This is a genomic window from uncultured Maricaulis sp. (assembly GCF_963975345.1).
Lineage (GTDB): Bacteria > Pseudomonadota > Alphaproteobacteria > Caulobacterales > Maricaulaceae > Maricaulis.
Genome location: NZ_CAXBGE010000003.1, coordinates 134388 through 148980 on the forward strand (window position 1 = coordinate 134388; position 14593 = coordinate 148980).

13 protein-coding genes are annotated in these 14593 nt (G+C 60.7%); 12 read left to right on the top strand and 1 reads right to left on the bottom strand.

The genetic code is table 11. The features are described 5' to 3' along the window. The first annotated feature begins 96 nt into the window (after positions 1 to 96). From AAC029_RS03930 to AAC029_RS03945, 4 genes are all read left to right on the top strand, one after another. On the top strand, positions 97 to 1311 hold the full coding sequence (locus AAC029_RS03930) for an integrase arm-type DNA-binding domain-containing protein (protein ID WP_339744180.1): 1215 nt from the start codon (positions 97 to 99) through the stop codon (positions 1309 to 1311). Between the two features lie 5 nt (positions 1312 to 1316). After that, complete coding sequence (locus tag AAC029_RS03935; RefSeq protein WP_339744182.1) at positions 1317 to 2225, top strand: hypothetical protein; 909 nt, start codon at positions 1317 to 1319, stop codon at positions 2223 to 2225. 101 nt (positions 2226 to 2326) lie between these two features. After that, positions 2327 to 2533 carry an AlpA family phage regulatory protein gene (locus tag AAC029_RS03940; RefSeq protein WP_091769941.1) on the top strand — a complete coding sequence of 69 codons (207 nt, stop codon included), beginning with the start codon at positions 2327 to 2329 and terminating at the stop codon, positions 2531 to 2533. Between the two features lie 480 nt (positions 2534 to 3013). After that, the gene (locus AAC029_RS03945; protein WP_339744186.1) at positions 3014 to 4120 is read left to right on the top strand and encodes a tyrosine-type recombinase/integrase; all 1107 of its coding nucleotides are present in this window, start codon (positions 3014 to 3016) and stop codon (positions 4118 to 4120) included. On the opposite strand, the gene AAC029_RS03950 is transcribed toward AAC029_RS03945, so the two are convergent. Then, on the bottom strand, positions 4103 to 4429 hold the full coding sequence (locus tag AAC029_RS03950) for a hypothetical protein (RefSeq protein ID WP_339744188.1): 327 nt from the start codon (positions 4427 to 4429) through the stop codon (positions 4103 to 4105). The two genes, AAC029_RS03945 and AAC029_RS03950, sit on opposite strands and share 18 nt — an antisense overlap. Positions 4430 to 4662: 233 nt before the next feature. On the opposite strand from AAC029_RS03950, the gene AAC029_RS03955 reads away from it, so the two are divergent. The 8 genes from AAC029_RS03955 (at position 4663) to AAC029_RS03990 (ending at position 14592) form a co-directional block, all read left to right on the top strand. Next, positions 4663 to 5859 carry a TolC family protein gene (locus tag AAC029_RS03955; protein WP_339744190.1) on the top strand — a complete coding sequence of 399 codons (1197 nt, stop codon included), beginning with the start codon at positions 4663 to 4665 and terminating at the stop codon, positions 5857 to 5859. Continuing rightward, positions 5856 to 7109, top strand: a complete 1254-nt coding sequence (locus AAC029_RS03960; RefSeq protein ID WP_339744192.1) for an efflux RND transporter periplasmic adaptor subunit — start codon at positions 5856 to 5858, stop codon at positions 7107 to 7109. The genes AAC029_RS03955 and AAC029_RS03960 overlap by 4 nt, the downstream gene beginning before the upstream one ends. Continuing rightward, the gene (locus AAC029_RS03965; protein WP_339744194.1) at positions 7093 to 10233 is read left to right on the top strand and encodes a CusA/CzcA family heavy metal efflux RND transporter; all 3141 of its coding nucleotides are present in this window, start codon (positions 7093 to 7095) and stop codon (positions 10231 to 10233) included. The genes AAC029_RS03960 and AAC029_RS03965 overlap by 17 nt, the downstream gene beginning before the upstream one ends. A gap of 471 nt (positions 10234 to 10704) precedes the next feature. Continuing rightward, complete coding sequence (locus AAC029_RS03970) at positions 10705 to 11259, top strand: GNAT family N-acetyltransferase (RefSeq protein ID WP_339744196.1); 555 nt, start codon at positions 10705 to 10707, stop codon at positions 11257 to 11259. 85 nt (positions 11260 to 11344) lie between these two features. Further along, complete coding sequence (locus tag AAC029_RS03975; RefSeq protein WP_339744198.1) at positions 11345 to 12604, top strand: hypothetical protein; 1260 nt, start codon at positions 11345 to 11347, stop codon at positions 12602 to 12604. Positions 12605 to 12658: 54 nt separating this feature from the next. After that, entirely contained in the window at positions 12659 to 13273 is a 615-nt protein-coding gene (locus AAC029_RS03980) for a ribonuclease D (RefSeq protein WP_339744200.1), read from the top strand. Between the two features lie 87 nt (positions 13274 to 13360). After that, positions 13361 to 14056 (top strand): LPS export ABC transporter periplasmic protein LptC, encoded by a 696-nt coding sequence (lptC, locus tag AAC029_RS03985; protein ID WP_339744202.1) that lies wholly within the window; start codon positions 13361 to 13363, stop codon positions 14054 to 14056. Next, positions 14053 to 14592 carry an LptA/OstA family protein gene (locus AAC029_RS03990; protein ID WP_339744204.1) on the top strand — a complete coding sequence of 180 codons (540 nt, stop codon included), beginning with the start codon at positions 14053 to 14055 and terminating at the stop codon, positions 14590 to 14592. The genes lptC and AAC029_RS03990 overlap by 4 nt, the downstream gene beginning before the upstream one ends. Position 14593: the final 1 nt, after the last annotated feature.

The window sequence follows — 14593 nt, forward strand, 5'->3', positions numbered from 1 at the left end:
CGGGGTCGTCCGACGAAGATTGTTGGCATCCAGCCGAATTGTTGGTACTTTTGTTGGTACTTTCAATTCGAGTGCGTTTAGACGCAAGGCTGGCGAATGGCCATCACAGATATCCAGATCAAGGCCTTCAAACCCGCCGCGAGCGCCTACAAGCGCAGCGATGGCGGCGGCCTTCACCTGTTGCTATCCCCTAGCGGCGGCAAGCTCTGGCGCCTCGCCTATCGCTTTGACGGAAAGCAGAAAACACTCGCGCTGGGGGCATATCCCGCTGTTTCTCTCGCATTGGCGCGGCAAAGACGGGATGAGGCCAAGGCCCGGCTCGCCGAGGGCGTCGACCCATCGGCCCACGCCAAGGCCGCCAAGCGGGCGATCAAGGCCATCCGGCAAGACACCTTCAAGGCCATCGCCGCAGAATACGTGGTGAAGGTCGAAAAGGAAGGCCGCGCGAAAGCGACGATGAAGAAAATCCGCTGGATGGTCGATCTTGCCAATGTCGACCTCGGCGACCGCCCGATCACCGAGATCACTGCAGGCGATGTCCTGATCCCGCTGCGCAAGGTCGAGGCTGCCGGAAACCTCGAAACCGCGCGCCGTCTTCGCTCGACCATCGGGCAGGTGATGCGCTTCGCCATCGCCTCGGCCAGAGCCACCCACGATCCGACCCAGGGCCTCAAGGGTGCTCTCACCGCCCCGATTGTCACCCATCGCGCGGCGATCCCCGATCAGGCCAAGGTCGGCGCGCTGTTCCGCGCCATCTGGACGTATGACGGCACGTTGGAAACCCGTGCGGCCCTCCAGGTTATGGCGCTTCTCTATCCGAGGCCCGGCGAATTGCGGCACGCGGAATGGGCAGAGTTCGATCTAGATGCTGGCATCTGGATCATCCCGGCAGAACGCACAAAGATGCGGCGCGAACACCGAAAGCCTATATCGAAGGCGGCGGTGGCAATCCTGCGCAATGTCCGGGAAATGACCCAATCGCAAAAGCTCGTATTCGCGTCTGTCAGTTCCCTGATACGCCCGATGAGCGAGAACACTATGAACGGCGCGCTCCGGCGGCTGGGATTCAAAAATCACGAAGCCACCTCGCACGGCTTTCGCGCGACCGCGTCCAGCCTGCTCAATGAAAGTGGGAAATGGCATCCCGACGCCGTCGAGGCCGAACTTGGACATGTCGGGTCTGAAGAGGTGCGGCGCGCCTACCATCGCGCCGCATATTGGGACGAGCGCGAGCGTATGACAGAGTGGTGGGCAACTGAGGTGGAGCGATTAAGGTTGCACGCTCTAGATGATGATTCTACCGCGAGGTGATCAGAGTGGCGCAACCCGATTGGACACCAGAACAGACACGCATACACCGTCAATGGGTGATCTTCGGCGCCAAGTTCCCGGATTTTTGCATCGCCGGTATCGCCAAGTTTCGACCTGAGGGCCTCTTTCTCACAGCGCCGGAGCAAGATTTGGCTAGCGAGGAAGTCATCGCTGCCCGCGTGTGCCATGACGAATTGGTTTCGCTTTCAGACGCGGACTTGGACGCAAGGTGGAAAACAAGGCTGGTCGAGGAAGAGGCCAAACGCGAGGCGGCGCTGCCACTGAACCAACATGTGGCGGATGCGGCAGCGTACGATTTTTATTCTAAGGCCGCTTTTTGGACCGTGGAAGAAGCCTGCGCGCTCATGGTTGCACGTCACCCGCGAAAGGTCGGTCTGCAGACGGTAAAGCCCTACGCGTCGATATCGAAGACCGCACGGCAGTTTCTTGATCTGCATGACCTTGCAACGCGTGCTGTAGCCATGAATCAGCTGGCGCATCGGAACTTGCCGGGATTCTTCTTGGCGTGGGCTGGACGGAACCGGCTGTCCATTCCGGAGGGCCTCGCGGCGGCGATCCAGCTTCAGGGGGTCCAAGTCGCGGACTGGAAAACCTTGTACGATCAGCAAACCGAACTGGTCTCACGGCTTGAGGCGAGAATCAGTCAACTTGAAACAGGGGCATCGCCGACGCCGACCGACTCGGTGGCCAAGCCACTTGGTGAACTGGCTCGCACCAGCTTGCTCAAACTCGTGATCGGTATGGCAGTCAAAGGATATGGACACAACCCAAAGGCCAGCCGGACTGGGACCGCGAGCGAAATCGCCAGCGATTTGAGGCTTGTTGGACTATCGCTCGACGAGGACACCATCCGGAAATACCTGGCGGAAGCCCGCGAACTGCTACCCGACTGAAACCGTCGAAACCGAATTCGGTTTAGCCGAAACCGAATTCGGCCTACTGCACTGTAAACCTTCCTAAATCCACCTCGTACTTGGCAACACGAGGTGACGCAATGGACGACAAACCCGCACTCCCGGCGACCGGCTTTCTTCGCCTTCGCTCGATCATCGCCCCGCACGGGCCGATCCCGGTCAGCAAATCCACCTGGTGGGCAGGGATCAAGGATGGCCGCTTTCCCAAACCGCTCAAGCTCGGCTCCCGGATCACGGTCTGGCGCATCGAGGATATCCGCGCGCTGATTGAAAACGGGCCTTGCTGAGATGGCGCGCAAGGCAAGCTGGAGGTCGGTGCGGCGGCATCGGAATTACACGGTCGACGAAGCCTCCAGGGCGCTGGGCATCTGCAAGGCCACCGTGCGCCGGTGGATCAAGACCGGCCTTCCAGCCCTCACGGAACAAAAGCCTGCCCTGATTCCTCGGCGAGGCGCTGATCGCCTTCCTCAAGGCCCGTATTCCCGCGAAACAGACATGCCGGCTGGAGGAGTGCTTTTGCCTGGCCTGCCGCACACCGAGACGGCCCGCATTCGACGAGGTGGAGGTCCGGCTTCAACAGAGCGGCGGCGGCATGATCACCGGCCTGTGCAGCGAGTGCTCGGCGACCATGAACAAGCGCGTCTCGGCGGATGGTCTGGAGCGCATACGGCGGATTTTGACGGTCGGCGCCGTGCAGGCGGACGGACACATAAGCAAGAGCCACCCACCCTGTTCAAATGCACACAATCCCCAGGAGCCAGAAACCCATGCCTAAGCACCATGCCAAGAACGAACGCACCAAGCACCGCTACTTCGCCTATCTGGAGGAAGCCAAGCGCATGGCATCGAGCAGCGTCGACCAGGCTGCCGCCGCCCTCTCGCTGTTCGAGGCGTCGACCGGACATAAGGATTTTGCCGCCTTCCACATCGAACAGGCGCGGCGCTTCAAGCGCGAACTTGACGACGCCAAACACGAGAAGACAGACAAGCCGCTGGCCAGGGCGACGATCCATTCCCGGCTGATGGCGGTGAAGGCCTTCTTCAACTGGCTGGCTGGTGAGCCGGGTTACAAGTCGAAAATCCGCTATGCCGACAGCGATTACTTCAACCCCTCCGCCAATGACAGCCGGATCGCGACGGCGAAGCGGGAAAGGCCCGCGCCCGACCTGGCGCAGATCAAGCACGTGCTTGCGCAAATGCCGCACGAGACCACGCTGCAAAAGCGCGACCGGGCGCTGATCGCCTTTGCCATCCTGACCGGCGCGCGCGATGATGCCATTGCTTCGCTCGCGATCCGCGATATCGATCTTGAAGGCCGCAAGGTGTTTCAGGACGCCCGCACCGTGCGCACCAAAAACCGCAAGACCTTCCCCTCATGGTTTTTCCCGGTAGGGCCTGAAATCGAAGCGATTGTCGTCGAGTGGATCGAGCACCTGAGGACCGACTGCCTGTTCGGTGCCGACGATCCCCTGTTTCCCGCGACAAAAGTTGGCCAGGACGCGAACAAGCGCTTCGCCGCCCTCGGCCTCGACCACAAGGCCTGGTCAAATGCCGACCCGATTCGCCGCATCTTCAAGACGACCTTCGAAGCGGCTGGCCTGCCCTACTTCAACCCGCACTCATTCCGCAAGACACTGGCCCGGCTCGGCGAAACGATCTGCACCACGCCCGAGGCTTTCAAGGCCTGGAGCCAGAATCTCGGCCATGAGCACGTACTGACCACGTTCACCAGCTATGGAAGTGTGTCGAGTCATCGGCAGGCGGAGATATTGAGGCAGCTTGGCAGGCCTGACTCCAAGAGCGCTGCGTCGTCGGACGCCGACCTAGCCCGGTCGCTTCGCGACGCACTCGCGCGACTAAGCTGCCACGAGTGACACCCCATATGTCATTTTCGTCATAACCGGCGCAGCGCTTGTATCGCAACACGGGACATTGTAACTGCGGATATGGTCTATCTTCGGGCAATCATAGCGGCACTCTTTCTCGTGGCATTCGCGAGTGAAGCTGGTGTGGCCGCGACGCCAAATCTGGACCACCATGAAATCGTTTCCCTCGACAGGGACGATGAGCCGCAATCCGACCATGGTCAGCATGCCCTCCATGCCTGCGGCGCCTGCCACCATGCCGTTGATCTTCGCCTTGGAGCGATTACGCCTCCAGTCGAACGTCACTTGGGTGCCCATCCGGCCTATTCTGACCGTGCCCCCCCATCCGCGACCGAACCGCCCTACCAGCCGCCGATTTGAATTTCAGTCTGAACAACCCGTCCAACTGAAACCAACAATCGGAATCCAATTTCATGAATCCAATCAGTGACGCCTGGCCAATTTGGCTGGGTCGGAGCGCCGTGGCTGCGATTATGCTGGCCGCGATCTCCATAGAATCTGCTGGAGCGCAGGACGCTACAGCAACGCATATGAACCTATCTCAAGCACTGCAGCTCGCGTTGGACAACAACCCGACAATCGAGGCCGCGAACGCCGAACTCAGTGCGATTGAAGCCGAATCCCGACAGGCCGGCCTGTGGGACAATCCGACAGTTGGTGCGGACTTCGAAGATTTCGGCGGTGATCGAAGGGCCATCGGTGATGCCGACACGACGCTTTCGGTCAGACAGACAATCCCCGTAGGCGGAGACCGGGCGCGTGCCCGCGACGTTGCCACGGCCTGGGCTCAAGCGGCCCGAGCCAATCTTGCTCAAACGCGTAGTGACCTTCTGGCCAGCACCGCACAGGCCTATATTGCGACGTTCGCCGCATCAGAAACCTTGGCTGTTCGCCAGGAATTACTGGAACTCGCCAATAATTCTTCAAGCGCGATTCTTGCCCGTGTCGAGGCCGGGCGGGCATCACCAATCGAGCGCAGCAGGGCGGAAATACTCGTTGGCCTGGCGACAATTGCCGCCCAGGACGCAGAGACCGCCCAACGGCAGGCTCGCAACCGTCTCTACGCGATCTGGTCTGGCGACGAGGTCGACGTCGCTCTTGGATCGCCATTGCAATCGCTCGATGTGATCAATTATCGCACGGCAGCGCCGGCCGACTGGATTTCCAATAATCCGGAGCTTGTAGGCCTGCGGGCGGTGACCCTCGCTCGAAGCCAGGAAATTCGACGAGAACGGGCGGAAGCCATTCCCGATCTAACCATTGGCGCTGGCTGGCGTCGTTATGGTGGGACTGACGAATCTGCCTTCATCGCGACGGTGGAAATGCCGATCCCGGTGCTCAATCGCAATCAGGGCGGCATTGCCGCGGCGGCATCGCGTGAGAACGGTGCCCGTTTTGACGAAGACGCTGCTCGCCGCACGCTGATGGCCCGGTTCGCCGCTGCAGCGGGGCGACTGGAACGGGCACGAACCACATTCTCCCTGCTCGACGAGAACATCCTGCCCGCCACCCAAACAGCCCTGGACGGCGCTCAATTTGCCTACCGGGAAGGGGCGCTTGATGTGCTCAATTTACTCGATATCCAGCGATCCTATTTTGACGCACGCATCAATCTGATTTCCGCACGCGCCGAACTCGCGAGTGCCGCCATCGAACTGGATGCTCTCGCCGGAACGCCGCAACTCAACCAATTGGCCGCGCCAAACTCCACGGAGGCAGCACAATGACACTGTTCAAAACCAATCTTCTAGCGGTAACGGTCAGCATGCTTGCTTTGGCCGCGTGCTCACCGGGCAATCAAGACAGAGATCAGCACTCAATCGGTGCCGCGCCACACTCAGACACTGATGGCGCCCAACATGAGGGCAACCTTGAAGACAGCCATGAGGAGCCGGGCGGCCGTGGCGCAAACCCTGAGGTCCATCTCGGCGAAGATCAATTCAGTGCCCTGGGCATTACGGTTGAAGCGGTCACAACTGGTGCCGTCGATGGCGTTTTGGAACTGCCTGGTGAAGTCGGGTTCGACCAAAACCATCTGGCCCACGTGTCGCCCCGGGTTTCCGGTGTGGTTCAAAGCGTCAGTGTTGCAGAGGGCGACCGGGTCGAAGCCGGCGACATTCTCGCGATTCTGAACAGTCGACCGCTCGCTGACGCAAAAGCCGCATTCCTGTCCGCACGGGCAAGATTGGAACTCGCGGAAAGCTCCTATCAACGTGAGGAGCGATTGTGGGAACGGCAAATCTCCGCAGAGCAGGATTTTCTCAACGCCCGGCAAGCGCTGGAGGAGGCGCGAATCGTTGTCAGAAGCGCTGGCCAGCAGCTTGATGCCCTTGGGGTAGACGCGAGCACTCTTCCCCGGGTCAACGCCACGACAAACCTGTCGCTGACTCGATACGAACTGGCGGCGCCCATCGCCGGGACCATCATTGAGCGGCATGCCGTGCTTGGCGAAGTGCTGGAAGAAGGCGGCCAACCGCCTGCTTTCATCATCGCGAATACCAGCTCGGTCTGGGTTGATGCAGCCATCTACGGTGGGGATTTAGGACGTTTACGGGCCGGTGCTGCGGTTTCGATTGATCCAGGTGATGGCGTGGCCCCGATTGAATCCACCATCGATTTCGTGAGCCCACAAATCGGCGAGCGAACGCGAACCGGCAGAGCCCGCGTCGTAATCGACAACCCCGGCGACCGGCTTCGCCCGGGCATGTTCGTGACTGTGCTCGCAGCGGCTTCGGATGCTGTTGCGGTGGTCCGGGTGCCGGTTTCGGCCCTGCAGACCATAGACGGCGAATCCGTGGTTTTCGTCCGCAGTGATGACGGCTTTGAGGTCAGAAGCGTTCAGCTTGGCCGCCGCTCCGAACAGTTTGCGGAAATTCTGTCGGGTGTTTCGCGCGGCGAACTGATCGCCATCACAGGAACATTTTCGTTGAAAGCAGAATTGCAGAAAGGGGAGTTCGACGATGGACACGCACACTAAAGAAACCCAACCTGTCAGCGGCTTGACGACCCTCCTGCATCGCATTGCGGGCGGACGGCTTCTTGCGGCGCTTGCATTTGCACTCGTCCTGATCGGCGGCATCATTACCTTTCGGTCGATGCCCGTCGATGCCTTTCCCGATGTGACGCCGACGCTTGTTCAAGTGTTTACCGAAACCGAGGGCCTCGCGCCTGAAGAGGTCGAGCGATACGTCACCTTTCCCATCGAAACATCAATGAACGGCCTGCCTCGTCTACGCGAAGTTCGCTCGACCTCGAATTTCGGACTGTCGGTGGTCAATATCTATTTTGAAGACGGGGCCGATATCTACTGGGCGCGCCAGCTGGTAGGAGAACGCCTGCAACAAGCGCGTGAAGAGATACCGCAAGGCTTCGGCGATCCAGGCATGGGCCCGATTACGACCGGGCTCGGTCAAATTCTCTTCTACTTCCTGGAAACCGACGATGAGACGCTTGACGGGATACAGCTAAGAACCCTGCAAGACTGGCAAATCAAGCTCAACCTTCAGACCGTACGCGGTGTGACCGAAGTTTTGTCCCTTGGCGGCTTCGAGCAGCAATACCAGATCAACGTCAGGCCAGAGGCCCTGCTGAGATATGGTCTTGCGATTGAAGAGATCGTCACTGCCGTTGAGAACAATAATGCCAATGCCGGCGCCCAATTCCTCGTCGAGAATGGCGAGCAATACACTGTCCGGGCGGTGGGCCTGGCACAGGGCATTCATGATTTGTCCGAGATCATCGTCAAGGTTGAAGATGGCGTTCCGGTCCGCGTGAGGGACATCGCATCCATTGAACTTGGTGGAGCTCCCCGGCAGGGCATGGCAACGATGAACGGGCAAGGCGAAGTGGTCGCCGGGCTCGTGCTCAAACTACTCGGGGCAAACACCAATGAGGTGATCGCGAGCGTGCATGAACGGCTGGAGCGTATCAATGAATCGCTGCCGCCCGGCGTCACGGCCGTTCCCTACTACGACCAGTCGGAACTCGTCGAGGCTGCGGTTGGGACTGTGACCACGGCGCTGTGGCAAGGCGCACTGCTCGTCGCGGCGATCTTGTTCTTCTTCCTGCGGGGATGGCGACCAAGTCTCATCGTCGTGGCTTCCATCCCATTCTCTGTCGGTTTTGCACTTCTAGCCATGCAGGCCTTCGGTGTCTCTGCCAACCTGATGTCGCTGGGTGGAATCGCAATCGCCATCGGGATGATGGTGGATGGTGCCGTTGTCATCGTGGAAAACGTCAACCGTATCTTGAGTTCAACGGATGACAAGGCCGACAAACGAACACTCATCGCCAAGGCGTGTGCTGAAGTTCTTCAGCCGCTTATCTTTGCAATCCTGATCGTCGTGATCGTGTTTGTGCCAATTTTGACGCTGCAAGGCGTGGAAGGAAAAACCTTCAGGCCGCTGGCTTTCGCTGTGGTCTTCGCGATGGCGGGCTCGCTGGTTTTTGCGGTTCTGCTGGCCCCGGCTGCCTCGATGGCCGGGCTCAAATTGGGCCGTAGCTCGGCGAGTTCGGGCGGGCCTGACTTCTACGACCGCTATTTTGCGCCACTGATCCGGTTTTTCGTTCACAAGCGATGGGCTGCGCTCACGCTGGCGGGTGTCATGCTACTCGTGGGCGGGGCGATCTTCCCTCGATTGGGATCAGAGTTTACGCCGCGAATGAATGAGGGCGACCTGCTGGTTCGACTCACCATGGCGCCGTCGATCTCGTTGCCGGAGGCACGAGAAACGGTCACGCGGTTCGAACGACAATTGCTCTCCAGCTTTCCGGAGGTAGAGCGAATTGTCACCCGAATTGGCCGCGGCGAGGTTGGTGCTCATGCCGACCCCGTCAATAGCGCTGAAGCCTTCGTGGCGCTGGCGCCTCGCGACCAATGGGTTTCGGCACGATCCCAGGATGAATTGCTCGCGATGATGAGTGAGAGTTTTGAGTCATTCCCTGCTGCCCGGTTCAATTTCACGCAACCGATTGCTGCGGCAACCGATGAGTTGTTGACGGGCACGAAGGCAGACCTCGCGATCAAATTGTTCGGTGAGGATATGGCTGTCCTGGAGCAGTATGCGGCACAGATTGCGAATGTGATCCGCGATGTCCCCGGCGCGGCTGACGTCCAAACCGACCAGGTCACCGGCGCCCCGCAGTTGCGGATTTCGGTAGACCGCGACGCAATCAGCCGATTTGGCCTGAACGTCGAGGATGTGCTCGCCGTTGTGCGAACAGCGATTGGTGGCTCTCAAGCCGGTCAGGTGTTTGAAGGCGTGCGGCGTTTCGACATCATCGTGCGATATCGCGAAGAAGACCGATTGAGCGCAGAGCGGATCAGCCGGATCGTTCTCAATGGCCCTGGCGATGTGACAATTCCGCTCAGCCGGGTCGCGTTAGTCGAACGGATCGAAGGGCCGCGTCAGATCACCCGTGAGAACGGCCAGCGTTACATCACCACGCAAACCAATGTGCGTGAACGTGATATCGGGTCCTTCGTTGAAGACGGCCAACGAGCCGTGGCTGCCAATATCGAGCTTCCGCCAGGATACTTCATCGAGTGGGGCGGACAGTTCGAGCTTCAACAACAAGCGAACGCCCGGTTCGCGGTTGTGATCCCGATCACACTCGGGGTAGTCTTCCTGTTGTTGCTGTTCAGCTTTGGCCGGTTGAAAAGTGCGCTTCTGATCATGGCGAACGTGCCATTGGCCTTGGTCGGCGGCATCGCAGCTCTCTGGCTGACCGGTCAGAATCTGTCGGTGCCGGCGACGGTCGGGTTCATCGCCCTGTTCGGCATCGCCCTCGGCAATGGCATGGTTCTGGTCTCATTCCTGGACCGCCTCGCCAAGGAGCGACTGGACATTGATGTCTTCTCGGTCGAGGCCGCCGTGCGCCGCGTTCAACCGGTGCTGATGACCGCGACCACGACAGGCCTCGGGCTCATGCCACTCATGTTCGCGTCCGGGATTGGTTCAGAGGTGCAACGGCCCCTCGCTGCCGTGGTGATCGGCGGCTTGGTGACATCGACAGTGCTGACCTTGTTGGTGCTGCCAGCGGTCTACAAGTGGTTCGCACCGCATAGCCAGGGTTCTGGTCCGGATCGGTCGCCAGCCTAGCCAATGGCACGTCAGGTCTTTGTGGGAGTAACCGTTCGCAGCTCCCGCAAAGACCGCGGCCTGTCAAACCCCACCGAATCTGCCGTTGGTGCCATACGGGCAGTGGCCGTCAAATCGGTCAGCGGCTACAATAGCTGGGACGAGAGACCGCCCCCTTCGAAGGGCGCTGACAGATGTTCCCTAGACAGCACAGATTGTTGGTCTTTTTGTTGGTATATCCAATTTGCTGAAATATTTTACTCCGCTAAATCAAATGACTATATGACTAAGTCGACGCCTCTCCGGGCACCATTGGACCTCCTGCATGACTGATCACCATCGCCTGCCCTGGATCGGGTCGGGTGGGTTTTGTGTAGGCCGGACGCGAAACCGGCAGGCTCCCCGCTGAGACGAGTTGCGCTACGGCCAGCACCGGGTTTAGCTCGCGAGCGAGACGCAGATCCCGCGTCGCGTCCTTGCGGTGAAGCCGGCATGTCCTTGCCCCAAGCCATGACAATCCCGACCCTGGTCACCGAACGCCTCGTTCTGCGCGGCCATACCCGGCATGATTTTGCCGGCAGCCTGGCGCTATGGACCGATCCTGGCGTGATCCGCTTTATTGGCGGCCGCGCATCAAGCGAAAACGAGGTCTGGCAACGCCTGCTGCGCTATGCCGGGATGTGGGCGATGTTGGGCTATGGCTATTGGGCGATCACCGACCGCAGCGATGGCCGCTTTCTCGGCGAGGCTGGACTGGCGGACCTGAAGCGCGAACTCTCACCGCCCCTGGGCGAGGTGCCCGAGAGCGGCTGGGCCCTGGACCCGGCGGTGCATGGACGCGGCTTGGCCAGCGAGGCGATGCGAGCCGTGCTCGACTGGGCCGATACCCGGCTCGACCGGCCGGAAACCTGCTGCATCATCGACCCCGTCAACACCGCCTCGATCCATCTCGCTGGCAAGCTCGGCTATCGCCCCCGCCACACCGGCACACTCGCGGGCAAGGAATTGACCGTCTTCTATCGGCCCCGCAACACGAGCAAGCTGTGAGGAGGTGCCGCTCCGCCCGCGTGCAGCCTCGCCTTGCGGTGGCGGGTGAGCGCCGCTAGCGTCGCGGCAATTGGGGGCTGACCGCATGAAGCACTACGCCAGAACATTGCTGATTGCCCTGTTCGCCGGGCTGCTGGGCTTTTCTGCCTTCAACGCCCTGATCGATCCGTTCGATGTCACCGGCGCACCCGACATTCCCGGCCTGACGGCGCGCGATACGCGGCTGTTCGAGGATGGCGGCCGGGTGCATGTCGCCGAGCGTCTGGCACGCGGCGGTGACGCCTCAATCCTGCTCGGCTCCTCACGAACCGTCGACGGATTCGCGCACGATCCCACCGGCTGGCCGGGCGGTATCTATAATGCCGGCATGCGCGGCACCAACATCTTCGAGCTGACCCAAGCGATGGTGCTGGCGGCACGAAACCCGCAATTGCGCTGCGTCGTGATCGGGCTCGATCTCGACGAATTCGGCACCCATTCCAAGGCCAAGGCGACCTATTGGCTGTCGGCGCTGAATGATGGCAATCGCTGGCTCTCGCTGACCCGGGTCGGGCTGTCGCCCAACACATTCGCCGCCTCGCTGCAGCTGATGGCCGACAATCTCGGCGGCGGTTCGCCGCGCGTGCCCTGGGCCGACACCTATCCGGCCGGGGCCCAGCGCGAGCGCTATGAAAGCGGTGTGCGCGGAATCTACGGCTTCTATCTGGGCTATAATTTCGACCCTGACCGCGTCGCCCTGTTCGAACACGCACTCGACGCGTTGACGACCAACGGCATCCAGGTAATCGGCTTCATTCACCCGCTACATGCCTGGCGCGAGGAAGCGATGTTCCGCTCAGGCCGCAGCGAGACCTATTTCCAGATGCGCCAAGCGCTGACTCAAGTTTTCGACCGCCATGCGGCCGCGACGACCGACAATGCCTGTATCGAAGGCGGCGCCGCCCAGTTGTGGGATTTCTCCGGCTTTCGTGAGTTCGCGACCCTGCCGGCGCCTGGTCCTGAACAGACAATCGCTCACGTCAATTTCTACGAACCCTCGCATTATCTGCCGCATATCGGCCAAGCCATGCTCGACACGATGCGCGGCGAAGATGGCCAGCTAGACGGCGTATCAGGCCTTCGGCTTGAGCCGGACAATCTGGCTACCAGCGCCGATGCCATCCGGGCGCGCCGCCAAGACTGGCTGGCAACGGCCGATGGCCAAACCGCAACCGAACTCTTCGATGCCCTTGAGGCTGCCGGCCCGCAAGCCGAGGTCGAGACGCCGCAATTCCTCAATCGCGATGACCGGCGCAGCCTTGAAGACAAGATCAGCCGCATTGCGCCCGGCCGCGCCGGGCGTTAGGACGCGTGCCAGAGAGTGTGGCCACAGTTTCAGGCCGAAAAACAGGATTGACCGATGACCGTACATTACCACCGCGGCGATTTGCCCGCCGATATCGATCTGGGCCCGCTGGTGGCCATCGACACCGAGACCCTGGGCCTGTCGCTGACACGCGATCCGCTTTGCGTCGTGCAACTCTCCTCCGGCGATGGCGATGCCCATGTCGTGCAGCTGAACCGCGCCGATTATGACTGCCCCAATCTGAAAGCCATGCTGGCCAATCCGGGCGTCGAGAAAATCCTCCACTTCGCCCGCTTCGATGTCGCGATGGTTGAGCGCAGCCTCGGCGTCACACTGGCCCCAGTCTTCTGCACCAAAATCGCCTCGAAACTGTGCCGCACCTATACAGACCGCCACGGGCTGAAGGATGTGACGCGCGAGCTGATCGGCATCGACATGAACAAGCAGCAGCAAAGCTCGGATTGGGGCGCCGACGAATTGTCGAAAGCGCAGCTGGACTATGCCGCCTCCGACGTGCTCCACCTGCATCAATTGCGCGAGCGGTTGACCGTGATGCTCGAACGCGAAGGCCGGATGGAGTTGGCGAAAGCCTGTTTCGATTTTCTGCCAACCCGCGCCAAACTCGACCTGGCCGGCTGGCCAGACACCGATATTTTCGCCCACGCCTGAGCGGGGGTGCCTTGAAAAGGTCGGCAAAGGCTGGTCTTTGTTGCGCGGCATCGCTGTGCCTGCCGATTGCGAGATGATAATCTGCCGATGAGTACGAGTGCCACCCCCGGTCTGGAGCTGCTTCAGCCCACAATGCATGGCAGATGGGAACCGCGACGCGCCTTGACGCTCAGCGCTGCCCGCCGCCGGACGGCTTTCGTGCGCCTGTTGCGCTTCATCTTCCTGACCGCAATTGCCGCGATCATTGCGCTACTGGCGGTACAGCTCTTCCTCGGCGCCGCCGGCGGGGCGCCAGCGCCTTCCGAGGCCGTCAGCACCGATGTGCGCATGGTCAATCCACGCATTACCGGCCGGGACGAGCATCTCACCCCCTACGCGCTGACCGCCGACGTCGCGGTTCGCCGACGCGACGATTCCAGCGGGCTGACCGAGCTGGAACGTCCACGCCTGGACTATGATTTCCTCAATACCGGAACCAACGCATCCGAGGTTCTGGCGCAGACCGGGACGTTTGACCCGGCGACCCGAATTCTCGACCTCTTTTCGGATGTGAACCTGAATACCGACAATGGTTACAGCTTCTCCTCCCAGCATGCTCGCATCTTTTTGCGTGAGGAACGCGTCTCCGGCGAATCGCCTGTGACCGGCTCAGGACCGGTCGGAACGATCTCCGCGGACCGCTATGAAATTCATGAGGGCGGCAATCGCGTTATTTTTGAAGGCAATGTGCACGCGCGTATTGTACAAGACCGAACCGCCCCCAGCGATGGAGAGGATCAATGATCCGCCTGCTTGCCACACTGACTGCCCTGTCCTGCCTTCTGTTGGCGCCGATTTCGACAGCCAGCGCCCAGATCGGTGATCCGTCGCAACCGCTCGACACCATCGCCGAGCGGATCGAAAACCTCGACAGTGAGGGCCGCACCATCCTGAGCGGAAATGTTGATATCACCCAAGGTGATCGCCGCATCATGGCCGACCGGGTTGAACTGGTCTGGACCCAGCCCGCGAATGGCGGTCGAGGCGATATCGAACGTGTCATTGCCACCGGTCAGGTGCGTTATTTCTCGCCGCTCCAGAACGCCACTGGCGATCGCGGTGTCTATGAAATGGGCTCCGACACGATAACACTGACGGGTGATGTCGTCATCACACAGGGCGAGAACGTCATTACCACGACCCGCTTCGTGTCCAACCTGACCTCCGGCAATTCCAACTTCGGTGAGGAAGGCAATAGCACGCCCGTCCGGGCCGTGATCTATCCACGCGGTTCCGAAACCCCGCCCACCGACAATGGCGGCGGCGCCGGCGGCCGCTAGA